The following is a 24489-nucleotide window of genomic DNA, read 5'->3' on the forward strand; positions in this document are numbered from 1 at the left end:
TGCACATTTTATGCAGCCGAAAATTGTACCACCAAACTATTTTTTGGCGCTAGTAAATATGCCCTCTTAGGGTTAAAGCATCTAAATTATTGTTAATACCGTATTTATTTCCTAAGGTTAATTGTATAAATTTAAATCTGTCTCCTATAATTACCGCACCCAACCTCGGAGTAGTCGTTGTGAAAACTACTGCAATACTTGTCGTAAGTCTTTCTTTTTTTACCCTCTTCAGTGCCTCTCTTGTACTAGCAGAAGATTCGATTGAATTCGCTGTTAAGCCTAATCGTGAGCTTACAAAAATCCAACATAACCAGTTGGATACTTTATTTCTGTCTCTACGAAATGCTAAAAGTGCGGTAGAAGCTTATGGCCATGAAAAAGAAATATGGCGTATTTGGATGACACCAAAAGACGAGAAGCTCGCAGCGCTGATGTACACCGCGATGGGGCATATTGATGATGAACAATACAAAGAAGCTATTACCACACTAAACATGGTTGTATCGCGCTTTCCAAAATATGCGGAAGGATGGAATCAGCGTGCATTTGCACACTTTCATTTAGACCAGTACGAAGAGTCACTTAACGATATTGCTAAGACATTAAAACTTGAGCCAAGACACTTCGGTGCTATGTCAGGCAGAGGAATTATTTACATTAATAGGGGGGAGTCATTGCTGGCGAAAGAAACTTTCATCCATGCAATGAACTACCACCCTTACTTGCGTAGCCGTAATTTATTATTAACAATTCCCGCAGAAGTGAAGGAATTATTTATCTAAATACTGGCCTAGCGAATAGCTGAAGTTGTCGCTTAAGACACTTCAGCGAGTGCCATTTCGATATATAACTCACGCAACTGCTGAGTAATTTTACCTGGCTTGCCGTCGCCTAACTTTGCGCCGTCAATCTTCACCACGCCTTGCACAAACATTGTTGCAGAGGTGACGAACGCTTCTGCAGCGTCATAACATTCTTCAACGGTAAATAGGCGTTCTTCGACCTTATAGTTATGCTTTTCAGCGAGTGCTAATACAGCACGACGCGTAATTCCGTTCAGAATGGCATTACCAACCTGACGCGTCACTATCGTTCCTTCTTTAGTCACAATATAAGCGTTGTTTGAGCTACCTTCTGTAACATAGCCATCTTCAACCATCCACGCATCACTGAAGCCGGCCGCTTTCGCTTCCATCTTCGCCATACAAGGTGCGAGTAGACCTACTGTTTTGATGTCGCGACGTGCCCAACGGATATCAGCAACCGTTTTAACAGTAATACCTGTTTCTGCGATCGGGTTATCAATCACATTTTTAGCCTGAGTAAATAAAACCAGCGTTGGTTTTACATTTTCACCAGGATAAATAAAGTCGCGATCAGCTGCACCACGCGTTACTTGTAGATACACCAAACCTTCATCAAGCTTGTTTAGCGTAATCAATCTGTTTTGTATCGCTTCGATCTCATCATCAGTTCCAGGAGACTGCATTGATAACTCAGACAGAGAACGACGTAAACGAGTCATATGCCCTTCGTTTTCGATCAATTTACCACGCAACACAGACGACACTTCATAAACGCCATCCGCAAACATAAAACCACGATCAAACACGGATACACGTGCTTCTTCTTCAGGGACAAACTTGCCATTGACGTAAACTATTCTGCTCATCATTTTCATCTCAATATTCTCAACAAAGCTTTCATCTAAATATACTTAAACTAACAGGTTGAAACAACTGATATATATCTATAGATAGGTTGATTTAACCATAAATTCATACAGTTCATGATGAATGGACAGATTAAGCAAGGATGCAGACTTCTTTTTCTACACTAGTGGCAATAATAAAAATAATGACACTAAGCATATGAGCATTAAATACCGCCCAGAAATTGACGGCTTACGCGCATTAGCGGTATTGCCCGTTCTGCTTTACCACATCGGTTTTGCCGGCTTTAGTGGGGGATTTATCGGAGTTGATATTTTCTTTGTCATCAGCGGTTACTTGATTACTGCCATCATTCTCAGAGAGAAAGTAGAGGATGATTTTTCGATTGGTCGTTTTTATGAGCGTCGTGCGAGACGTATCTTACCTGCCTTGCTAGCCATGATTTTTGCTTGTCTCTGTGTATCTTATTTTTGGATGGCACCTTCGCAGTTGAAAGAGTTTGGTGGCTCTAGCATATCCGCGATATTTTTTGTCTCAAACCTGTTTTTCATGAAGCATTCGACCTACTTCGATGCGGCTTCTGAAGAAATGCCGCTGCTACACACTTGGAGCTTGGCGGTCGAAGAACAGTACTACATTATCTTTCCCATTTTTATCTTGCTGACTTGGCGCTTTGGTTTTAAAGCCGTCTTTTCTCTAGTCATAATGAGCTTTTTACTGAGTCTAGGCCTCAGTGAATACGGTTGGCGTAACCACAATACTGCTAACTTTTTCTTGATACCGTTTAGGGCATGGGAAATTTTAGCCGGCTCTATTTGTGCCTTCATGATGTTCAAGCGATCTGAGGTAAAGCATCAGCAAGTATTACCTTTACTGGGTTTAGCCATGATTCTAGCTAGTGTGTTTTTATATGATAAGCACACGCCTTTTCCATCCTCGTACACCTTACTTCCAGTTGTTGGAACAACATTAATTATTTTGTTCTGCTCAGCAAGTAGTTTAGTTGGAAAGCTTCTAACAATTAAGCCGATGGTTTTCATTGGTTTAATCAGCTATAGCGCCTACTTATGGCACCAACCGCTATTAGCTTTTTATAGAATTCGTTTTGATGGCGACTTTTCGCTACTGCTTAAAGTGATCATTTTACTGATCAGCTTTGGGGTCGCTTATTTATCATGGCGTTATATAGAAACACCATTTCGTACCAAAGCCCCTGTTGCAACTCCTAAGCAACGATCTCGTGTGTTCTGGACATCCTCTGCTGCCATGTCTGTACTAGCAGCCGCTGGTTTAGCCTTATTTTTAAACAATGGCTTTACAGAGCGTCAGTCGGTTAACAACCAAAAAATGGCGACACTGGAGCATCAAGTAAGAAACAACTACGGCTTAAGTCCAGACTGTCAGTCATTTAACCTGTCTGATAATTGTAAAACGAACAATAACCCTGAGATATTGTTATGGGGGGACAGCTTTGCCATGCATCTTGGCGGCGCCTTAGTGAGCGCTGATAAGAACATAAAACTCATTCAGTTGACGCAGAATAGTTGTCCACCACTCATCGACTTTTCGATTATGAGGCCCAATAAAAAGGGTGCGGAAAACTGTATTACCTTCAACCATGACGTGATGGAGTTTATCGCTAGCACGCCGAGCATCAAGAAGGTCATTATCTCATCGCAGATTGCTTACCTTGTGGATCAAAAGGCAATTGGTAATAACGGTGAGCTTGTTTCGGCTAGTAAGGACGAAATCAGTCAAAAGTTCTTAAATACGGCTTCTAAAGTTAACGAGCTAGGGCGTGAAGTGCTTTTTGTCTCTCCAACGCCGGCAGATGGGCGTGATTTAGGGAAGTGTGTGTTTCGTAAAAACATGTTTGGTGGTGACTTAGAAGACTGTTCGTTTTTACGTAGTAACTATTCAGATGATGCTCGCCAAGCTTTTCAGGTGACTGATAACATCAAAAAACACGTGAATACTTTGCTGCTTAGCGAATTAATTTGTGATGATAATGACTGTGCGACATCACTCAACCGTATTCCGATCTATCGTGATAAAGGCCATTTGTCGTATGATGGCGCTAAAATAATAGGCGCTAAAAGCAAGCAATTAAAAGCATTTATAAACTAAAGATATAGTTTAAAAGACTATATAAGGATTTATAGCAAGTCAGTTAAGTACCTTAAAACTGACTTGCTTACTTTTATGGCCGTTAGCTTATATAAGGCTTATTTATTGTTAGCGTTATGTTCCAAGAACAATGTCCGTACATCTACTCTCGCTTTTAAACGAGCAGCTAGCAGATACAAACCACCCAATTTACGGTGTAAAAATAGCGCATCAGCCGGTGGTGTATGCCAGTAATCTTGCTCCATACTGAGCTTTAAACCGACTTCTTTTATTCTTTCAGCAAGTCGTGACTCACCAAAGTCGTATATCCCATCATGGCCCAACGGCTCACATCCCTGAACAAAGAGGTCTATCACTGCTTCCTGTTGTTCTGGGTTTATATCTTCCGCAAAAAAACCTATTTGCTTCATCGCTTCTTGCATAGTCTCGCGGTCATGCTCTGTACCTGCAGTCATTAGCTTCAAGTAGGCATCCGCTATGTGAGCTGGGTATTCTCGTGTTGCACCAAAGTCCAAAAGTATCAGCTGCTTGGTGTCACTATCATATTGATAATTAGCAAAGTTTGGATCTGTTTGAATAAGACGGAAATCAAATATTTCTCTAAATAACAAGCCTAGTAGTAAGGAAATCGCGTTATCACGGTCAGCTTGTGGCGCGTTTTCTAAAGATTCAATCGGCACACCACTCACAAATGACATCGCTAATACATTGGTGGTGGTTAAGTCATCAAATACTTCGGGCAGTATAAAGTCGGTATCGTCCGCAAGTAGCTCATGATATTGCTTTAACCATCGGGCTTCCTGCTCATAATCGGCTTCTAAGTGAAGCTGTTGTTTGGCTTCTTCCATTAGCGGCTTATAGTCTAAAGTCTTAGGTAAAAACCCTGATACTCTTAACAGTGTGGCAACGTTGTCTACGTCACTATCAATACTTTCACGCACACCCGGATATTGAACTTTCAATGCTAAATGGCGGCCGTCTTTTGTATGAGCTGAGTGAACTTGGCCGATGGATGCTGCTGCAATCGGCTCAAATGAAAATTGTTTAAATTTCAGGTTCCAGCCTTTACCCCAACTTTCCTCAAGTACTTTGTTTAACTGACTCAGAGGCATCGATTTTGCATCGGAGCGTAGTCTAGCCAATATATCAGTCATTTCTGGGGGTAATAGGTCACCCGTATCCATCGACATGATCTGACCCACTTTCATCGCAGCGCCACGCAACTGTGCGAGCTGGTCAGTAATACGTTTGGCATTACCGGGAGTGAGCAACATGTCACGCGCCTTGGGCCGATTACCTTTAGCAATTTGGCGGGCGCCTTCCGCTAACATTCCACCTGCAACACCTGTTGCTAGTGAACCTAGCTTTGCAAAACGAGATAAGCGGCCACTAGGGACTGCAGAAGTATTTTTATTATCAAACTCTTTATCTGTCATCGAAAGTTGCTCGTGTTGTTAGAGAGTATCTTTGTATAAAAGCTAAGCTTACCGTTAAATAAACAGATTACTAGTCATTCATATCTAACTAGGACAATGTGCGCAATAAATTGGGCTAGCTCTAAAAGAGCACCTAATCATCAGGATAAGATGATCAGCACTATAATGATAAACGGGGTATACATGAAGTTTCATTCTAATGATGTTATTGATACAACAAAAGAGAGCAGGTTATTTGCAAGCTTACCTTTATTGCTACATACCTTATCCGATCATATCGATAATGAAAGTAGTGGAAACTTTTTTATAGTCACTGATGATAATGCATCTTGTCGATTTGCATTGAGTAACGGGAAAATCACTCATTGTGCATTTAAACGTCATAAGGGGCATGCTGCGTTAGAAGCAATATTGACGTCTGATATTCGTGGCATTGCACGGTTTATGGAGAGTCAATCACCACTTCGTCACGCAAGAGAGGTGATTGATCATGACTATGCCATGAATGTATTGAAGATTAAAAAATTGGACCAGAATGATACTGAACGACTAACCACTGAGGATAAGCAATACATGATGTATCGTGGCCAAAGAACAGAGCGGACAACTGAACTACCTCCAGTAGAAGCAACCGTCACTAAACCATCCACTCGTATGTACCGTGGTCAACCTATCTAAGGTCAGCCAACCTAAAAATGGCTAAGGAATAGAGACTGATAAGGTTTCCTTAACCGCTTCCATTACTACGATACTTGTAGACTCTTGCACTGCTGGTACCGACAGTAACGCTTCTTCTAAGAACTTTCTATAGGCCGTCATATCAGCCAGGCGCACCTTAATCAGGTAGTCGAAGCTGCCGGATACTAGATAACACTCTTGCACTTCAGGCACTTCTAATACCGCTTCTTTAAACTGAGCGAAAGTGTGTTTTGACGTTCTATCTAAACGAATTTGGACAAAGACAATCAATCCAGCATCTAACTGCTCTGGGTTGATAACCGTCGTATATTGTTTAATAAACCCATCTCGTTCCAAACGGCGAACGCGTTCGATACAAGGTGTCGTTGTAAGTCCAACCTGTCTTGCTAGCTCTGCGTAAGTGATACGGCCGTCGTCTTGCAATATTCTTAGGATATCTTTATCAATCTGACTTAGTTGGTTAACGGTGCTTTTCATAATTATCCAGTTTATTACTCTGATAATTGGATTATAAATAGAATTTGCCACTATTGTTACCTATGAATGAGAGGTGGACTATTAAACCCGCTGAACTCACACTTTTTTCTAGCGACATGCCTATCACAATGTTTATTTTAAGAGCATTTCTTACTAATTACTAAACATAGCGCTTTTAGTAAGAGTTATTTACTCTAATTCTTAGGGGGACATTTTATAAAATCCCTTCCAAATTTCAGAATAAACATTAGTAAAAAATCCTTCAGTCCACATTTCACTTAGCCATATATACTGAGGCTATGACTAAATTTATTCTTATCGTATGGCTAATATTCATTCATGCCATAGCCATACTAGCAGTGCTAGAAACTGACTTAGCTTATAGGATTGACCGTAAGCTAGGGCTTGGCTTAATTACATCAAAAGAACTCACTTCGTTTTACACAAACATGGTGGGTAGCCAAGAGCAGCTTGATGGTAGTGTCAAAACCGGCTCTGTAATTTTTCTGGGCGATAGCATTACACAGGGGTTAAATGTTGCTGCCATCACTCACCCAGCTATTAACTACGGCATCGGAATGGATACCACTTATGGGTTAATTAATCGTCTTCCCAAATACCAATCACTTAGCCGAGCATCCCATATTATTGTTGCAATAGGCATCAATGACTTGATCCGTACTCACCGAAATAATGATGAGATCTTGGACAACTTTAGTCATATTTTTAAGCTACTGCCAGTTGGTATTCCTGTGACTGTGCAGGCAATTTTACCTGTTGATGAACGTGTTACGACTCAAGGCTTTAATCTTCGTGTAGACCAAATCAATCAAGCGTTGGCCTTACTTGCTAAATCACATGGCGCACGCTTTCTAGATATGAGTCACTTACTAATAAATGATCAGGGAAATCTTAAAACTGAATATCATGTTGGTGATGGTTTACACCTCTCTACAAGCGCTTATCAGGTGTGGATTGATACCCTTAAGCCGTATTTTAAAGTAGATGTATCACTTAGATAAATGTCCTATTATCTATCACCTTGAACTATCTATAAAATTTGTTTACTAACTGTATAAATAACGATAATAAAAAAGTAATTGGGGAAAAAATAACGATGGCTAAACTAATAAATCATGGGCTTTTACTTTTTGCCATGTTGTTTCTAACAGCATGTGGAGGCGGAGGCGGAGGCAGCGGGAGTAGTAGCAATAGTTCTACACCTGTCGATAGCGGACTAGCACTTGAAAGCAGCGTATTAACAGTGAATGGAAAGCCGGTATCAGGTGCGACCTTCACGAGTTATGGCGGGGCAACGGATACGACTGGTGTCACTACTAGTAATGGTGAAGTTGAGTACTACGAGGATAGCACCACGGTTGCCGTTTATATTGGTGATGTATTAATCGGGACGGTTGCTTCAGATGCGGTCACTGACCCGCTAACAATAGAATCACTGTTAGCCTCAAATAGTGCTGCTGCAAATAATTCAACGTTGCAAAACTTACCGACCATCTTATTAGAAGATCAAGGTAGTACGGTGAGTAGCTATGCTTTGCCTGCTAATTTGGCAGCACTAGACCCTGTTGCCTCAACTATCTTAACCTTAAATGGTAAACCTGTTTCTGGCGTGGATTATGTTTCTGGCGATACTTCTGGTACCACTTCTCAAAATGGTGTGTTTGAACAAGAGTCTGATCACAGCATCAGTTTTCAAGTGGCTGGTTTAGAACTTGGACCTGTCGATACTGACCAACTGCCTACCAGTATTGAAGCATTGAGCGCTGCAAGTGAGAGCAGTAATCCACTGATTACCAACTTACCAGCACTATTAACTGACTTAAACGCTGCTGATGCTTCTAACCCTATCGCTGGTTTTCGCTTATATAACTTAGAGCAAGCGCTGTTAAAGCCGAGTAGTTTGCCAGCCAATCGTGTTTTAGGTGTGAATTTAGAAACGCCTCAAGCTGAAGCTGATCATATCAACCAGCCCTTAATTACAGCAGACATATTCAGAGTCGCTCGTCCTTTTGTGGAAGGCTCATGTAATGACATTATTTACGATGCAAACGGTTGGCCAACTAGTATTCCTGATGCTTGTGCTAATGCAGATACTGCCAATGGTGAAAGCAAATATGCTTTCACGCGTATCCTTCAATTTGCGCTAGGCTTATCTTTTCCTGAAGGGGCTTACACTGTCTTTTACGATGGTAAGGGTCAAATCAACTTTAGCGGCATGGGTTGTAACGGTACTCGACTTGAAGAAGGGCATTATACTGTAGATGTTAAAGCTGCTAATGCTTGCCCTGATGATTCAGGAAAAGTACAAAATATTAATAACATTCGTGGACTCGAAATAAGTATCACAGCAATTGATGCGACTGACCCAATTCGTAATATTCGAATTGTTATGTCGGGTGGTATCTGTAAAGGAAACCCATTTGAGCGAGTCACTACTGAAGATAGCTGTAGTAGTGAGACATCATTTATTGAGTTTGCTGAACTGTATAAAAACAATGATAACGTGATTGTGTTTAACCCTGAGTTCTTAAACTTCTACAAAGACTTTCGTGTGCTGCGTTTCATGAACTCTATGGAAGCATCACCACGTCGTCCTGAATCTCAAACATTAAACCCATGCCTTGGTTTATCAGGCACTGACTATGAAGCCTGCTTATTGCAAAGTTTTGAGTGGCAAGACCGTCCAACTTTAGATACCGCACAATGGGGTGGTTCGTATAAAACGAGTGTTCTAAAACGTCTAGGTATGCCTATCGAAGTTGGTATTGCTTTAGCAAATCAGCTTGATGCTCACCCTTGGTTTAACATCCGTCATAACGCTACTGATGATTTTGTTACACGGTATGCAGAGCTTCTTAATGATGAACTTAATGACAACCTAATTGCTCATGTTGAATACAGTAATGAGGTATGGAATGCAGGTTTCTGGGGGCATCATTATGTGATGCAAAAAGGGTATAACGATACTGAAATTAGTGCGATGGATAACTTCCCATTCCGTAATAGTGATTTCTCTGTAAGGACTCGTTATTACGCTAAACGCTCTATTCAGATCTTCAAGATATTCGAAGGTGTCTTTGCGAATAATAGCCGCCTGAAACGTATCATGGGTGGTCAGCATAAATTTGCGGCGCTTGCTGATAACTTATTAGGGTTTGAAGATGCTAAAGATCATACCGATGCTATCGCCATTGCACCTTACTTTCATGGTTGTTGGAATCGCCAAGCCGTTAATGGCTCTGGTGAAACCTATGATCATCCTAGTTGTTCTAATACTGAGACGGTCGCTAAAACCATGTCAGAGGTAACATCACTCGAACAGGTATTTGATGTGATGAATGGTGTTTACGATGATTCAATTAGTGACGCTTCATTAAGGGGTGACCCAGATAGTGTCGAGGCGACAATCAAACTAATCGCACCACAGGTTGCTGTGACCGATAGTTACAGTACCGATGAGCATCCGATTGACTTGTACGCTTATGAAGGTGGGCAACATCTAACGGTTAACTGGGGAGATACCTTGGTATCTACTGCGCGTAAGAATAGCTTACTAGACTTTTTCCAAGCTGCGAATCGTGATGATAGAATGGGCGAATACTACACTCGCTTAATGGAAGGCTGGAAAGAAGCTGGCGCAAAGCAGTTTGTGTTATTTACATCGCCACAGTCATTCAATCGCTATGGTAGTTTTGGTCTAAAGGAACACTTAGGTATGACTCGCACGGAGTCACCAAAGTACGATGCGGTACTGACATTCCAAGAAGCACTATTAGGTTGCTGGCCTGAGTTTTCTGAAGCAGGCTGTTAATATCTAGCACAACGCAAAAGGCCAGTTAAGTTAACTGGCCTTTTGCTATCTGTCTTTTGTATTCTTTATTCTTTATTCTTTTAAGTATTTCAACTTATCCTTCACTCCATCCCATTCAGCAGCATCTTCAGGGTGTGGAATCATTTCACTGATCACTGGCCAATTGACTGAGAGGTCAGCATTGATCTTGATGAATTTAACCTGATCTGCAGGCAAGTCATCTTCCGCAAAAATGGCTTCTGCTGGACACTCAGGAACACATAACGAGCAGTCGATACACTCATCAGGATCTATCACCAAAAAGTTTTCACCCTCATGAAAACAATCCACTGGGCAAACTTCTACACAGTCTGTGTATTTACACTTGATGCAGTTATCGGTAACGACAAAAGTCATGTTAATTTCCTAATCTAAAAATATTACGCTTAACAACGCCCATTATCCAATTAGTCCGAGCATGGTTGCAAGTGCCACTTGTATTGATTTGCAACGTCATTGCATTTCTGAAATGATATTTTGAATTATAACGCAATCCAACCTGTTGAGATTTTTCTATGTCCACACTTCCTACACCGCTTATTTCTGTTCAAGAACTGTCAAAACAACTGGTTCATGAGCAGCTTGTTTTATTAGACGGTAGTTGGTACATGCCAGCGATGAAACGTGATGGTCAAGCGGAATGGAATCAGCAACGCATAGCTAATGCTCAACACTTTGACTTTCATGAAACAGTTTGTGATCTAGGGAGCGAGTACCCTCACACCATGCCTTCTCCTGAGGTATTTACCGAGTGTGTCCAGGCATTAGGCATCAACCAAGATAGTCATATTGTTGTCTATGATGGTATGGGCCTATTTGCTAGCCCTCGTGTTTGGTGGATGTTTAGAGCAATGGGTCATGTGAAAGTGAGTGTATTGAATGGTGGACTACCTGCATGGATAAAATCAGGTTTGCCTTTAAACAAATCAACGCCTCTCCCAGTCAAAAGGGGCGACTTTATTGCACAGCCAATAGAAAGTAGATTCTTGAGTGCTGACTCCATTCTGACTAAACTGCACGATGACGATATGGTTGTCTTAGATGCTAGAGGTCAAAGTAGATTTGTAGGTAGTGATCCAGAACCAAGAGAAGGTCTGCGTAGCGGTCATATCCCTAACTCCAAAAACCTGCCTTTTACTGACTTAATTGCTGATGGTTTTTTGCGATCGTCTGAAGAACTTCACAAGTCCTTAAGCGCAGTTGCATCGAAGGATCAAGCATTAGTTTTTAGTTGCGGTTCTGGTGTAACAGCATGTCACTTAGCACTGGCTGCCGATATTTGTGGATACACAAAGTTATCTGTATTTGATGGCTCTTGGAGCGAATGGGGTGCAAGGCATGAGTTACCTATCGTGACCGGTCAAACTTAATTATTTTAGGTAATAGCTATTCAGTAGTTGGTGTTTCACATGAAACATTTGATTGATTATTAATCACTTCCCGATACAGAAAGAACTAAATATTTCACCTAATAAGTCATCGGGCGTAAAGCGCCCTGTGATCTGACCTAGGGCATCTTGAGCGACTCTAAGCTCCTCAGCCATCAGTTCACCTGCATTAAAGACTTGTAGCTGCTCTGAAGCATTATCAACGGCAACTTGCGTCTCTTCTAAAGCATGTAAATGACGTCTACGTGCAATAAATAAGTCTTCACTATCCCCTTGATAACCCATACGTTGTTTAAGTGTGCCGCGTAAAGTATCTATACCGATATGTTGCTTTGCAGATATGTATAGGTGTTCGTTATGTAGACCTTCGGTATGGCCACTTTTATCGATTTTATTATGTACAGTGATCCGTGGTAGCTTTTCAGGCATCTGATCAAGCAATGCATGGTGTGACATATCAGAAGCTTCGGTATCGTCAACTAAGAACAGAATCAAGTCTGCTTTTTCAACGGCTTGCCATGCTCTTTGGATACCAATTTTCTCGACTGGGTCATCACTCTCACGTAGCCCTGCAGTATCGATAATGTGTAACGGCATGCCATCTAGGTTTATAGACTCACGCAGTACATCACGAGTAGTACCTGCATACTCTGTAACAATCGCGGTTTCTTGGCCTGCTAGTGCATTGAGTAAACTCGATTTTCCAGCATTAGGTTTACCAACAATGACTAGCTGCATACCTTCACGTAATAAGCTACCTTGTTTCGCTTTATTAAAAATATCACCCAGTTGCGATTGAATACGGTGAACGCGATCTAAAACGCGTTGATCAGCAAGAAAGTCTATTTCTTCTTCAGGGAAGTCGAGAGCGGCCTCAACATAAATGCGTAACTCAGTAATTTGAGTCAATAACGAATTGATAGCCGCAGAGAAGTCGCCTTGTAAAGAGCGTATAGCCGAGCGTGCAGCCTGCTCACTACTACTATCAATTAGGTCAGCAATGGCTTCTGCTTGAGCGAGGTCAAGCTTGTCATTCAGAAAAGCACGCTCAGAAAACTCACCAGGTCTGGCTAATCGAGCACCATTTTGAAGACATACTTGTAACAACATATCCATGACAATTTTACCGCCATGACCTTGTAGCTCTAAAACGTCTTCGCCTGTAAAGGAATGAGGGCCAGGGAAGTAGATAGCAACACCATCATCAAGTACCGTTCCGTCTTTTCCTAAAAACTGACGGTGGGCTGCTCGATGAGGTTTTGTGAGTTGACCCAGCATGGATTCAGCAATGAGTGAAACCTTAGGACCAGATAGTCGAATTATACCAACACCACCGCGACCTGCCGGGGTGGCAATGGCCGCAATAGTGTCATTTACATGCATAAGTTCTGTATAACTTTAGTTAAGGACAGGGGCAGTATCACCCATGATTTTCTTAGTTATAACGTACTGCTGAATGATAGATAGAACGTTGTTCACTACCCAGTAAAGTACAAGACCAGCAGGGAAGAACAAGAACATTACCGTGAATACCACTGGCAAGAACTGGAAAATCTTTTGCTGCATTGGATCAGATACTGCAGGCGGGTTAAGTCGCTGCTGGATATACATACTAAGACCCATCAATAGAGGCAGTACGTAGTAAGGATCCATTACTGACAAGTCGTGGAACCACATAATCCAAGGCGCCTGGCGTAACTCAACACTTTCTAGTAGTACCCAGTATAGACCCATGAAGACTGGCATCTGAATCAAAATAGGTAAACAACCACCTAAAGGATTAATCTTTTCCTTTTTGTAGAACTCCATCGTTGCTTTTTGCTTAGCTTGTGGATTGTCCTTATGCTTTTCAGCTAATTCTTTAAGCTTAGGTGAAAGCTTTTTCATTTTAGCCATTGAACGATAACTAATCGCTGATGGGTAAAAGAATAGAATTTTAAGCGTTAATGTCATCAGAATGATCGTCCAACCCCAGTTGCTGACAACTGATTGGATCTTATTCATTACCCAGAATATAGGCTTGGATACAAAACTAAACAGTCCGTAATCAACTGTTAAATCGAGACCTGGCGACATCTTTATAAGATTTTTTTGTGTTTTAGGACCGACATAAAATTGGCTATTGAACTGACCAGCTTCACCATTAGGTACCGATAAAGTAGGAGAGGTCAAACCAATGATGCGGCTATTACGATCGCCTATAAACTTAGTGTAATAGTTGTTTTTAGCATCAGGACCAGGAATCCAAGCACTCAAGAAATAATGCTCAAGCATTGCTGCCCAACCACCCTTAATTTGTTCGCTTACATCCGTATCTTCAAATTCGCTCAGTTTAACTTTTGTGTACTTACCATTGTAATAAGCACCACCAACAAAAGAAACAGACGTTAAACCAAATCCACCGCCGGTATCATTGTCACCATGTGTTAATTGTTGATACTGATTACCACTCCAAACAGTCCCCGACTGGTTGTTTAGTGTTTGCTGTACATCAATTAAGAATTTACCGCGTGTGAAAGTGTAAGTCTTTACTACGTTGAGGCCTTTCTCATTCATCCACGTTAGTGGAACTACGAGAGTATCTCCTTCCATTACGAATTCTTCTTTTTCAGCAGTGAACAATGCGTAGTGATTAGGTGCATCATCAGCACTCTTAGTCACATTAATCAAACCTGACTGAGCAGCATATTGCTTATTTTTATCGAGAATACGGACTGGATTATCTAGCTCTTCTAAACTAACAGGATATGTCAGTAAGTCAGCTTCGAGTATTGATCCACCCGTTAAACTAATCTCAAGATCTAAAACATCTGTCTTTACACGAATGCTTTGAGCATCAACACCCGTAGTATTAGGTACGCCACTTGCAGCTACAGCAGGTAAACCACCAGCCTGAGGAACATCAAGTTGCTGGTTACTACCATTGCCTTGTGTTGTCTGTTGCTGAGGGATTGGCTGAGGTGCGTTGCGCTGACTCCATGTTGACCAAATCATAAAAGCCATAAAGGCTAACATTAAGTACAGAAGAGGGCGTTGTTGTTCCATGGATCATCCTTGGATTTTTCTACGAATATACCGCCACTGGGTATCCAGTTGCGCGCTTATTTCATGGCTGGGCAATTCTACCGCGCCTCGACGACACATGGCAATGATATCTATGGGGGGAAGTTCAGCTATTTCATGTCGAAAGTTTTCGCGTATTAACCGTTTGATACGGTTACGATCTACAGCGAGTTTTACACTTTTCTTAGCGATAGCTAGGCCAAGACGTGCATGGCCTAAGTCATTTTTCCTGACTAACAGGGTGAAATTATGATTACCGAAGCGTTGCGCATTTGCGAACACGTACTGATAATCCTCAGCCTTAGTTAGTCTGAACTCTCGGCTGAAGTCTAATCCTGTCATATTTTATACTCGGTTAGAACGTTAACGCTCTACTCCGAATTAAGGGCAAAGAAGTGCGCGACCTTTTGCTCTGCGTGCTTTTATGACCTTACGACCACCAACAGTGCTCATGCGTGAACGGAAGCCGTGAGTACGAGCGCGTTTCAGGTTGCTTGGTTGGAATGTTCTTTTCATCGTAGTAAACCTAAGTTCATCGTTATTTTGCTATGCCCACCGGCAAATAGCAGCCAAGGTGGCGGAAGGATGAGGAAAATAAATGACTCAGCGATAAATGTCAAATTTTTTTATTATTTAGTTTTAAATTTGAATGATGACGGTCAGTTGCAGAGCTGGTTGATTGTAGTTGTTTTATATATTTAAAAGATAACAACAATAATAAGGGAAGTAGTTTTTTGTGGATAGTTTCCATTTCTAGAACTATTACAGGTACTTAAGTATGACAAGCTACCTGTATGAGAACTGTTTATGTCATTAGTAATATGTGGAAGGAATGTGGATAAGTCTGTCTGCCTCATTTATCCACTTGTTATCCACAGAATGGTGCAGGTGTTTGCCCACCGAGTTATCCACAGGCAATTATAATCATAAAAAGATCCTGTGGACACTTTTTAATGTTTATTATTATTTGGGGAATCTGTTGATCTGTATGGCTCTACAAGCTGTCAAGATATTTAGGCGTTGCTTCCTGTGAATATATATTGATTAATATTTGACCATATAAGCTCTTTATTTGTTAGTAATATTAAATATAATTCTTGTATTACAGGAGGTTACAAGTATTTCGCTATTTATAATAAATAAATAAATATTTTTTAGTTGTGGATAAAACTAGGTTTCTTGTAAACTAGCTTACCCTGATTGTTTACGTTAAACCTTATTTCTGGATACTGCTGCCCTATGCTCTGGTCTGATTGCCTTAAGTTGCTTGAAAATGACCTGCCTGACCAAGAGCTAAACACTTGGCTTAGAACGTTACATGGACAAGAACACGACGACACCTTGCTTCTCCTAGCACCCAACGACTATGTACTAAAACACGTTTCTAGTTATTATTTAGATCGTATAGTTATATTGGTCAGAAGAATTAAGAAGAACGATAGCTTCCAAGTGAGAATACAGATCGGTAGTGCTGATTATGTTGCACCTATGGCAATCGGTACTGAACAACCCCATATAGTAGACCCAGCTATGGCTGCTGCTGCACCTTTTCCTAATTCTCTTCAACAGCCTTCTGAGTTTGTGAACCCTAATATGCATACAGGTGCGAGTCTGAGTAACAACTTAGGCCAATCACAACCTTTTAATCAAGGTTACCAAACGACTGGTAGGCATGTTAACCCTGGTCTTACGACTGCAGAAAATCAGGTCATATTTGCGAACAACCTAAATCCTTCACTGACGTTTGATAATTTTGTTGAGGGTAAGTCGAATCAATTGGCTCGTGCTTCAGCAATCCAGGTAGGTGAAAACCCGGGTACCTCTTATAATCCGTTGTTTATCTTTGGTGGAGTTGGTCTGGGTAAGACTCACTTGATGCATGCCATTGGTAATCATATCAAGGCTCATAACCCTGAGGCTAATGTTGTATACCTACATTCTGAGAGATTTGTGAATGGAATGGTTGCCGCACTTCGCCATAATAAAATTGAAGAATTTAAGAATTATTACCGTTCTGTCGATGCGCTGCTGATTGATGATATCCAGTTTTTCGCGAATAAAACGCGAAGCATGGAAGAGTTTTTCCATACCTTTAATGTTTTGTTGGAATGTCAAAAACAAATAATTATGACAGGTGATCGTCTTCCTCGTGAAGTAGAGAACCTTGATGATCGTTTACAGTCCCGACTTGTCTGGGGATTAACCGTAGAGGTTGAACCGCCTGATGTAGAAACACGTGTTGCTATACTTCGTAAGAAGGTGGAGCACATGGGGTTAGATATTCCCAATGAAGTTGCTTTCTTTATTGCGCGACGTTTCCGATCGAATATTCGTGACTTGGAAGGAGCTTTATTACGAGTTCTAGCTATTCTGCGTTTACGCAATACGACAACGATTACTTTGGACTTTGTTCAAGATGCACTGCGTGACCAGTTAGCCGTCATGGATAAAATGGTCACCATTGAAAGTATTAAGAAACTCGTTGCTGAACATTTTAATATTCGTGTTGCTGATCTCGACTCAAAAAGCCGTGCACGCTCAATCACTCGCCCACGACAAATGGCGATGGCTTTGTCTAAAGAATTAACTAATCACAGTCTACCTGAGATTGGTGAAAAGTTTGGTGGTCGAGATCACACAACCGTACTTCACGCATGCCGTAAAGTACGAGAGCTGATACAATCGGATAGCCGTCTTGAAGAGGCACACCGCATTTTGTCAAGAACCCTACGCAGCTAATGTTGTTGCTTAACTGATGATAGAAAAGTTATGAAATTTACTGTTGCTAGAGACACCCTTGTAGAATTACTTGCTAACGTTGTGGGTGCTGTAGAAAAAAAACATACCTCTAAAATTTTAGAGAATGTGCTTTTAAGTGTTTACAAAGATCAACTGCGTTTAGTTGGTACTGATCTTGAAATCGAATTATCCGCTAGCGTCAATATTCAAGTCGATAGGGAAGGTGCAATTACTGCGCCTGCTCGTAAACTTCTTGATATTACAAAAGCGCTTCCATCTGATTCTTTTATTCAAGTTGAACAAGACGAAGAAAACTCGCGCCTATTAATCAAAGGTGGGCGTAGTCGTTTTGAGTTAGCTACTTTGCCTGCTGAAGATTTTCCTGAGCTAGACGAAATTCCGCTAGAACACGAACTCGTATTAGTCGAAAGCCAGTTTAAGCGTTTGCTGGATAAAACGTCTTTCTGCATGGCTAACCAAGATGTTCGTTATTATCTAAATGGATTATTATTGGATATTACATCTGGAACGATTAATACCGTTTCTACGGACGGCCATCGTTTAGCGCTTTGTGAATTTAAAGACGATGCTATTTCTGTTGATGAGCGTTCAAGTATTATTGTGCCTCGCAAAGGTGCCTTAGAATTATCTCGAATTCTAGAAGCGAGTGCCGATGTTAATGTGCGTGTTCAAATGAGTAACAACCATATTCGTGTTGAAAAAGATAACGTGCGTTTTACTTCGAAGTTGATCGATGGAAAATACCCTGACTATCAGGCAGCGGTTCCATCTAACAGTAGTTTCAGTATCCAACTAGATCGAATGGTTTTCCGCGATACCTTATCGCGTGTTGCCATTCTTTCTAATGAAAAATTCCGTGGTATTCGTTTGCGCTTGAGTGATGGTTTGATGATGTTAATGTCAAATAATCCTGAGCAGGAAAGTGCAGAAGAAGAAATTGACATTAACTATAGTGGCGACGTTTTCGAAATTGGTTTTAACGTGAGCTATGTACTTGAAGCAGTCAATCATCTCGAAGGAGAAATGATCGACTTCAGTTTTACAAGTTCAGCAGCAAGTGCATTATTATCATCTCCAGAAGATGAAGGTGTACGTTATGTAGTTATGCCGGTAAGGCTTTAAACGTAATTTATTATGTTGCTTGAGCAGCTTTCGATTAGTCACTGTAGAGTTATTGAAAAAGCTGAACTTAAATTATCGCCACGAGTTAATCTAATTTGTGGCGATAATGGATCTGGTAAATCCAGCATCCTTGAAGCGGTTGCCATTTTATCCCGCGGCCGCTCATTTCGAACTTCCCGCATCACCGATGTCATTCGACAGAATGAAGAAGCTATTCTTATTCGTGCAGACAGTCATGACGGTGAAAACCATTTCCGTATCGGCATTGAAAAAAGTAAAACCACCACACGTATTCGAGTCAATCAACAAGATATAAATACTCAAGCTGCGCTTAGTCGATACCTTCCAATTACGATTATTGATCCAAATTCGATTGAACTTTTGACTGGCTCTCCATCGATTCGTCGTTCCTATGTCGATTGGATTGCGTTCTATTTATTTCCCGAATTTCATTCTATCTGGCAGAACTACCAACGAATATTAAAGCAAAGAAATTTGTGTTTACGTGTTCCAAAGTTTATTTCTGCTTTGCCCGTTTGGACTGATGAATTGATAAAAGCACAATTACAAATCATCAGTTACAGAGAGCGCTCGTTAGAATTGTTGAATCCGCAGTTGGCGATTTTTGCTGACCAACTGCTGGAAGGGCACTCCATTAAATTGAAACTTACTTCTGGTTTTGCGCAGGCCATGGATTTGTCTGTTGAGTCCCAAAGAGCATTTTATCTAGAGCGACAAGAGACAGATATCAAATCTGCTAGAACATTATCGGGTGCTCACAGAGCAGATCTTCAGGTTTTATTTAACGATCAAATTGCACAGCATAGTGCTTCACGCGGTCAGTTAAAACTAATTGCGATTGCTATGTTGCTTGCCCAAAGTCGAAGCATTGATCCTGATGATAAGCGCAAAGGGATTATAGCAATTGATGATCTTGCTGCAGAATTGGATGGTGATAATAAGGTTCGTTTGCTCTCAACATTACGTGGATTAAACCAACAACTATTACTGACAACCACCCAGTCAGAACTGATTCCACTGCACGATGAAGACTGTATGTTTCACGTGAAACACGGCAAAGTAGTTCTCAATGATTCAAGCGTTTAGCTGTTCTTGAGTAGCCAAAGTGGTATAATCTGACGAGTATAAAACAAGGTGAAACACATGTCTGAAGAGCAAACCTACGATTCCTCCAATATTCAGGTTCTGAAAGGATTAGAGGCGGTACGTAAACGTCCAGGGATGTACATCGGTGATACTGATGACGGTACCGGATTACATCATATGGTGTTTGAGGTCGTTGATAACTCTATCGACGAAGCTTTGGCAGGCCACTGCTCCGAAATCAAAGTAACTATCCATACAGACGGTTCTGTATCAGTCTCTGATGATGGCCGTGGTATTCCTGTTGATATGCATGAAGGTGAAGGTCTGTCTGCTGCTGAAGTTATCATGACGGTACTCCATGCCGGTGGAAAGTTTGATGACAACTCTTATAAAGTATCAGGTGGACTTCATGGTGTTGGTGTTTCAGTTGTAAATGCCTTGTCAGAAAAGTTAAACCTAACAATCCATCGAGATGGGTTTGTTCATCGTCAAGAGTATCATTTAGGGGATCCTCAAAGTCGTTTGATTTCAGGTGAAGCGACGGACAAAACAGGAACAGAAATTCGCTTCCTGCCTAGCAAAGAAATCTTTGCTATTACAGAATTCAAATTTGATATTTTATCAAAACGCTTACGTGAATTATCCTTCCTAAACTCAGGGGTTCGTATCAACCTAGTTGACGAACGTGGTGAGGGTGAGCAAATTGTTTTTGAATATGAAGGTGGAATCAGTTCTTTCGTAGAGCATCTTAACCGAAATAAAACAGCGATCCATCCTGAGACTGTTTACATAAGTACAGAAAAAGATGACGTTGGTGTAGAGGTTGCGCTTCAGTGGAATGATACTTACCAAGAGAACATTTTCTGCTTCACTAATAACATTCCTCAGCGTGATGGTGGAACTCACCTTGCAGGTTTCCGTGCAGCATTGACTCGAACTTTGAATCAGTACCTTGAGCGCGAAGGCTACATGAAAAAGGAAAAAGTTACACCAACAGGTGATGATGCACGAGAAGGTTTGACAGCAGTGTTATCAGTTAAAGTTCCAGATCCAAAATTCTCCTCTCAGACAAAAGACAAGTTAGTATCATCTGAGGTTCGAGGTATTGTTGAATCGGCAATGGGTGAACGTCTTGCAGACTTCCTATTAGAGAATCCTGTAGAAGCAAAGATCATTGCTTCAAAGATGATCGATGCAGCACGAGCACGAGAAGCAGCAAGAAAAGCGCGTGAGATGACTCGTCGAAAAGGAGCACTGGATATTGCAGGTCTTCCCGGTAAGTTAGCTGATTGCCAAGAGAAGGATCCTGCACTGTCAGAAATATACTTAGTGGAGGGTGACTCGGCGGGTGGTTCTGCGAAGCAGGGTCGTGATCGTCGTACACAAGCAATCCTACCTTTGAAAGGTAAGATTCTAAATGTAGAGAAAGCTCGCTTCGACAAGATGATTCAGTCCCAAGAGGTCGGAACGCTAATTACTGCATTGGGTTGTGGTATTGGAAAAGAAGAGTTTAATCCAGAAAAATTACGTTATCACCGCATCATTATCATGACCGATGCCGATGTTGATGGATCTCATATCCGTACATTACTGTTAACGTTCTTCTACAGACAAATGCATGAACTAGTTCTGCGTGGTCACATCTATATTGCTCAACCTCCTTTATACAAATTGAAAAAAGGTAAACGAGAGCAGTATGTAAAAGATGATGCAGAGTTAAATCATCACCTATTACAGATCGCTTTAGATGGCGCAGTGTTGTATCCAAATGATCAAACACCAGGTATTAAAGGCGATGGTCTTGCATTACTAGCTGATGCATTTACACAGGTAAATAATGACATCGCCCGTTTACGTCAGCGCTTCGATAGTGAAGTTTTAGAAGCAATGATCTTTAGCGATTCAGCTTCTGATAAGTTGGATCAGTCTATGGTTAGCACATGGATGAATAATGTTTGCGAATCACTGAATCATAAATTTAATGGAACGCGTCGCTATGACGCAGAGTTAAAGACGACTGAAGAAGGTGGTTGGAGTATTCATGTTATTCGTCGTATGCATGGTGTTGATACAACCTTAGTATTCAGTGAAAGCTTATTTGGTAGTGAAGAAATTAAGCGCCTGAATAAACTAAACCAGCAATTATCTGGGTTGTTGGATGAGCACTCATGGATTGAACGTGGGGAAAAGAAAGAGCCTGTTACTCGCTTTGACGAAGTAATGGCTTGGCTGATGAAAGAAGGTTCTAGGGGACTAAACATACAGCGTTATAAAGGTCTGGGTGAAATGAATCCAGAGCAGCTATGGGAGACAACGATGGATCCTAACACTCGCCGTATGCTACAAGTAACTATCGAAGATGCTTACCAAGCAGATGAAGTGTTCACAACACTTATGGGAGACTTGGTAGAGCCTAGACGTGAATTCATTGAAACTAATGCACTATCGGTATCCAACTTAGATGTTTGATTGTTTAGGATGACTTCCAGCATCTAAGTGCAGCGATAGTGAGAACGACAAATTAAATCGCTATGGAAATCAAAATGAAAAAAATAAGGCATATGGGGAGTTATGCTGTTTGTGCGGCAGTGACCGTACTGACAGCATGTGCAGCTAACCCTGTTGGGGATATTAAACCAGCCTCAACAGTAAAAAGCAGTGAGAAAATTATTGCAGCTAAAGTAGAAGCACCTATCATTAAAAAGACTAAGGCTGTGATTAGCGCGAAACAAGCTCAAGATAAAAAGAAGCAAATAATTGCGATGGGTACAGCAAAGGCTAAAGCAAGAGCTGCAGCTGCGCCAAAGAAAAAAGTGACGACTGTAGCTAAAATAAAAACAGTGTGGAAAAAGCCAGTTGTGCGAAAGGTTGCTATGGTCATACCTAATAGGATAGTGAGAAAAAAAGCACCTGTTGTACTTGCAAAGAGAACGGCACGATCAGTTGTTAAAAGAGTGGTTTCTAAGCCTGTTGTTAAGCAACAACGAGTTTACAAAAAAGTAGTTCCTGTTGTAGCTAAACCTAAATTGCAGTACGCCGTGAATAGGCAGAAAACAACACAATATCGTAAAGCAGTCATTCGTAAACCTGCGACGGTGCAGCGTCGTGTTTCTAGAATTGATCCAGATAAGTCTTTTGGCCACGCGCTTTCAAACGCTGCTATTGATAGAACCAAGCATAGAGTTCGTTATGACGGAGCTTATATAAAGATTGGTTATCCTTGGGGAGATGTTCCTAAGTCGATAGGAGTTTGTACTGATGTTGTTATTCGTGCTTACCGCAAAATGGGCATTGATCTACAAAAAGAAGTACATCAAGATATCAGTAAAGACTTTTATGCTTACCCAAATCTAACGAAGTGGGGGTTAACAAAACCTGATCCAAATATCGATCACCGTCGAGTTTATAACCTACAGGCATTCTTTAAGCGTCATAAAGCAGAGCTACCTCGCTCACGTAACCCGAGAGATTATAAGCCGGGTGATTTGGTAACTTGGATGGTAGGGCCGACATTCCCACACATTGGTGTTGTCGTGAATAAGCCATCAAAAGCTGATCCTAACCGTTTGATGATTTCTCATAATATTGGTAATGGTCCTCAGATTGAAGACATTTTGTTCCGATTCCCGATGACGGGACACTACCGTTACACACCTAGAAACAAGCAAATTAATCCTGCACATCATTATGCTAAAACAGCTGCACCAGCATCTGTCCAAAGGAAAAATTCGATGGATTATAATGACCTGTTAAAAGCGAGTCGCTATCTACTTGGTGATGGTAACAAAGTGAATACAGCGAAAAATAAGAAAGTGCTACAGGTTAAGCAGACACAGCCTAACCGTATTAATCTGGCACAGTTAGATCCTGCAGCACTAAACGCTTTATTAAAATATTGATCAAAGCACCTCCCTATAAATAATCGATAGGTAAGTGTGATTACAACGAGATGCATCCATGATAAGTGGCATATTCCACTTATCATGGATTTGTTGTAGGTCTTTATTTTTTAGCGTTATAGTATAAAAATACTACCAATAAATAATAAGGTTGCAAAATGAAAAGCCCAACGCTATCAACTATGGCTCTAATCGCCGTGACAACAATACTATTAACAGGTTGTGGTGCTGATGAGGAAATGCAGTCTGATGCTGTGGGTTCTTCTGCTGAAAAACAATCATCCAAAACAGTAGCTAAAGCAGCTGATGAGCTAGGAACTTTTCTTAGCTTACATAAGCAATATTGTGAAGGCAGTCATAAATCACGTGATTCATTAGTCACTGCATTACAGTCTGATCAGCGATTCACGCCTGCACCTGGATTCAATGGTGTGTTTGAAACTAAGATAGCTGGCGTTAGCTATGCAGTTTCACCAGAAGTCGATGGCTGTACCACTGATGTGCTTGTGCAAGATGCATCAACAGGGCAGTTATTATTTAGTTATGCACAGATTAATGCAGCACTTGTGAAAAGCGGCTACGCAATTGTTGGCGAAGAGACGACAAGAAAAGATTTAGGGAAAGATAATCAAGAAGTGACTATTCTAGAAAAGACATTCGTCTCTCCTTCAAACGAAGTGACTAATCTTGACTACCCTGCTAACAGAAAAGATCAGTACTACATGACTCTGTTTGCGAAGAAATTTGAGCCTATTGTGATGACTGAAGAGATCAGTTTAAATAACTAACAGTAAATAACAACATACCCTGCCTGTTAGATTCTATATTTAACAGGCAATAAAAAAGGCACCCAATGGGTGCCTTTTT

The 24489-nt window shown here is 41.1% G+C and carries 20 protein-coding genes; 12 read left to right on the forward strand and 8 right to left on the reverse strand.

The genetic code is table 11. The annotated features are described in order from the left end of the window. Positions 1-179: 179 nt before the first annotated feature. Complete coding sequence (locus DKT75_RS07225; RefSeq protein WP_109822752.1) at positions 180-782, forward strand: tetratricopeptide repeat protein; 603 nt, start codon at positions 180-182, stop codon at positions 780-782. Positions 783-814: 32 nt separating this feature from the next. Here the strand turns inward: DKT75_RS07225 and DKT75_RS07230 are convergent, their stop codons facing one another. Continuing rightward, the gene (locus DKT75_RS07230; RefSeq protein WP_211665250.1) at positions 815-1675 is read right to left on the reverse strand and encodes a D-amino-acid transaminase; all 861 of its coding nucleotides are present in this window, start codon (positions 1673-1675) and stop codon (positions 815-817) included. A gap of 121 nt (positions 1676-1796) precedes the next feature. Here DKT75_RS07230 and DKT75_RS07235 point away from each other — a divergent pair, with 121 nt between their 5' ends. Continuing rightward, the gene (locus DKT75_RS07235; RefSeq protein ID WP_109822753.1) at positions 1797-3800 is read left to right on the forward strand and encodes an acyltransferase family protein; all 2004 of its coding nucleotides are present in this window, start codon (positions 1797-1799) and stop codon (positions 3798-3800) included. A gap of 98 nt (positions 3801-3898) precedes the next feature. On the opposite strand, the gene DKT75_RS07240 is transcribed toward DKT75_RS07235, so the two are convergent. Continuing rightward, complete coding sequence (locus DKT75_RS07240) at positions 3899-5236, reverse strand: ABC1 kinase family protein (protein ID WP_109822754.1); 1338 nt, start codon at positions 5234-5236, stop codon at positions 3899-3901. Between the two features lie 183 nt (positions 5237-5419). Here DKT75_RS07240 and DKT75_RS07245 point away from each other — a divergent pair, with 183 nt between their 5' ends. Then, complete coding sequence (locus DKT75_RS07245) at positions 5420-5914, forward strand: hypothetical protein (RefSeq protein ID WP_109822755.1); 495 nt, start codon at positions 5420-5422, stop codon at positions 5912-5914. A 21-nt stretch (positions 5915-5935) separates the two neighbouring features. Here the strand turns inward: DKT75_RS07245 and DKT75_RS07250 are convergent, their stop codons facing one another. Continuing rightward, on the reverse strand, positions 5936-6412 hold the full coding sequence (locus DKT75_RS07250; RefSeq protein WP_109822756.1) for an Lrp/AsnC ligand binding domain-containing protein: 477 nt from the start codon (positions 6410-6412) through the stop codon (positions 5936-5938). 299 nt (positions 6413-6711) lie between these two features. Between DKT75_RS07250 and DKT75_RS07255 the strand changes: the two genes are divergently transcribed. Together DKT75_RS07255 and DKT75_RS07260 are read left to right on the forward strand one after the other, a co-directional pair. Then, on the forward strand, positions 6712-7434 hold the full coding sequence (locus DKT75_RS07255) for a GDSL-type esterase/lipase family protein (protein WP_109822757.1): 723 nt from the start codon (positions 6712-6714) through the stop codon (positions 7432-7434). Between the two features lie 95 nt (positions 7435-7529). After that, positions 7530-10244 carry a hypothetical protein gene (locus DKT75_RS07260; protein WP_109822758.1) on the forward strand — a complete coding sequence of 905 codons (2715 nt, stop codon included), beginning with the start codon at positions 7530-7532 and terminating at the stop codon, positions 10242-10244. Between the two features lie 72 nt (positions 10245-10316). On the opposite strand, the gene fdxA is transcribed toward DKT75_RS07260, so the two are convergent. Beyond that, complete coding sequence (gene fdxA / locus DKT75_RS07265; protein ID WP_109822759.1) at positions 10317-10640, reverse strand: ferredoxin FdxA; 324 nt, start codon at positions 10638-10640, stop codon at positions 10317-10319. Positions 10641-10798: 158 nt separating this feature from the next. Between fdxA and DKT75_RS07270 the strand changes: the two genes are divergently transcribed. Beyond that, complete coding sequence (locus DKT75_RS07270; protein WP_109822760.1) at positions 10799-11653, forward strand: sulfurtransferase; 855 nt, start codon at positions 10799-10801, stop codon at positions 11651-11653. Between the two features lie 63 nt (positions 11654-11716). Here the strand turns inward: DKT75_RS07270 and mnmE are convergent, their stop codons facing one another. Genes mnmE through rpmH form a run of 4 tightly spaced genes read right to left on the reverse strand, consistent with a single transcriptional unit; the run spans position 11717 to position 15250 of the window. Continuing rightward, positions 11717-13054, reverse strand: a complete 1338-nt coding sequence (mnmE, locus tag DKT75_RS07275; RefSeq protein ID WP_109822761.1) for a tRNA uridine-5-carboxymethylaminomethyl(34) synthesis GTPase MnmE — start codon at positions 13052-13054, stop codon at positions 11717-11719. 15 nt (positions 13055-13069) lie between these two features. Beyond that, positions 13070-14716: a membrane protein insertase YidC gene (gene yidC / locus DKT75_RS07280; RefSeq protein ID WP_109822762.1), complete on the reverse strand. Its 1647-nt coding sequence runs from the start codon at positions 14714-14716 to the stop codon at positions 13070-13072. 3 nt (positions 14717-14719) lie between these two features. Continuing rightward, the gene (rnpA, locus tag DKT75_RS07285; RefSeq protein WP_109822763.1) at positions 14720-15076 is read right to left on the reverse strand and encodes a ribonuclease P protein component; all 357 of its coding nucleotides are present in this window, start codon (positions 15074-15076) and stop codon (positions 14720-14722) included. Positions 15077-15115: 39 nt separating this feature from the next. After that, positions 15116-15250: a 50S ribosomal protein L34 gene (gene rpmH / locus DKT75_RS07290; RefSeq protein WP_109822764.1), complete on the reverse strand. Its 135-nt coding sequence runs from the start codon at positions 15248-15250 to the stop codon at positions 15116-15118. A 723-nt stretch (positions 15251-15973) separates the two neighbouring features. On the opposite strand from rpmH, the gene dnaA reads away from it, so the two are divergent. The 6 genes from dnaA to DKT75_RS07320 all read left to right on the forward strand — a co-directional run bounded on the left by dnaA (position 15974) and on the right by DKT75_RS07320 (position 24410). After that, positions 15974-17473: a chromosomal replication initiator protein DnaA gene (gene dnaA / locus DKT75_RS07295; protein WP_109822765.1), complete on the forward strand. Its 1500-nt coding sequence runs from the start codon at positions 15974-15976 to the stop codon at positions 17471-17473. Between the two features lie 30 nt (positions 17474-17503). Next, on the forward strand, positions 17504-18616 hold the full coding sequence (dnaN, locus tag DKT75_RS07300; RefSeq protein WP_109822766.1) for a DNA polymerase III subunit beta: 1113 nt from the start codon (positions 17504-17506) through the stop codon (positions 18614-18616). A 12-nt stretch (positions 18617-18628) separates the two neighbouring features. Next, positions 18629-19723, forward strand: coding sequence for a DNA replication/repair protein RecF (recF, locus tag DKT75_RS07305; RefSeq protein ID WP_109822767.1), 1095 nt, complete (start codon positions 18629-18631; stop codon positions 19721-19723). 57 nt (positions 19724-19780) lie between these two features. Then, positions 19781-22192, forward strand: coding sequence for a DNA topoisomerase (ATP-hydrolyzing) subunit B (gyrB, locus tag DKT75_RS07310; protein ID WP_109822768.1), 2412 nt, complete (start codon positions 19781-19783; stop codon positions 22190-22192). A 74-nt stretch (positions 22193-22266) separates the two neighbouring features. Beyond that, a complete protein-coding gene (locus DKT75_RS07315; RefSeq protein WP_211665251.1) occupies positions 22267-23622 on the forward strand; it encodes a DUF1287 domain-containing protein in 1356 nt (451 codons plus the stop codon). A gap of 158 nt (positions 23623-23780) precedes the next feature. After that, the gene (locus DKT75_RS07320) at positions 23781-24410 is read left to right on the forward strand and encodes a hypothetical protein (protein WP_109822769.1); all 630 of its coding nucleotides are present in this window, start codon (positions 23781-23783) and stop codon (positions 24408-24410) included. Positions 24411-24489 lie beyond the last annotated feature (79 nt).

The sequence above is a fragment of the Leucothrix arctica genome, assembly GCF_003172895.1.
GTDB lineage: Bacteria > Pseudomonadota > Gammaproteobacteria > Thiotrichales > Thiotrichaceae > Leucothrix > Leucothrix arctica.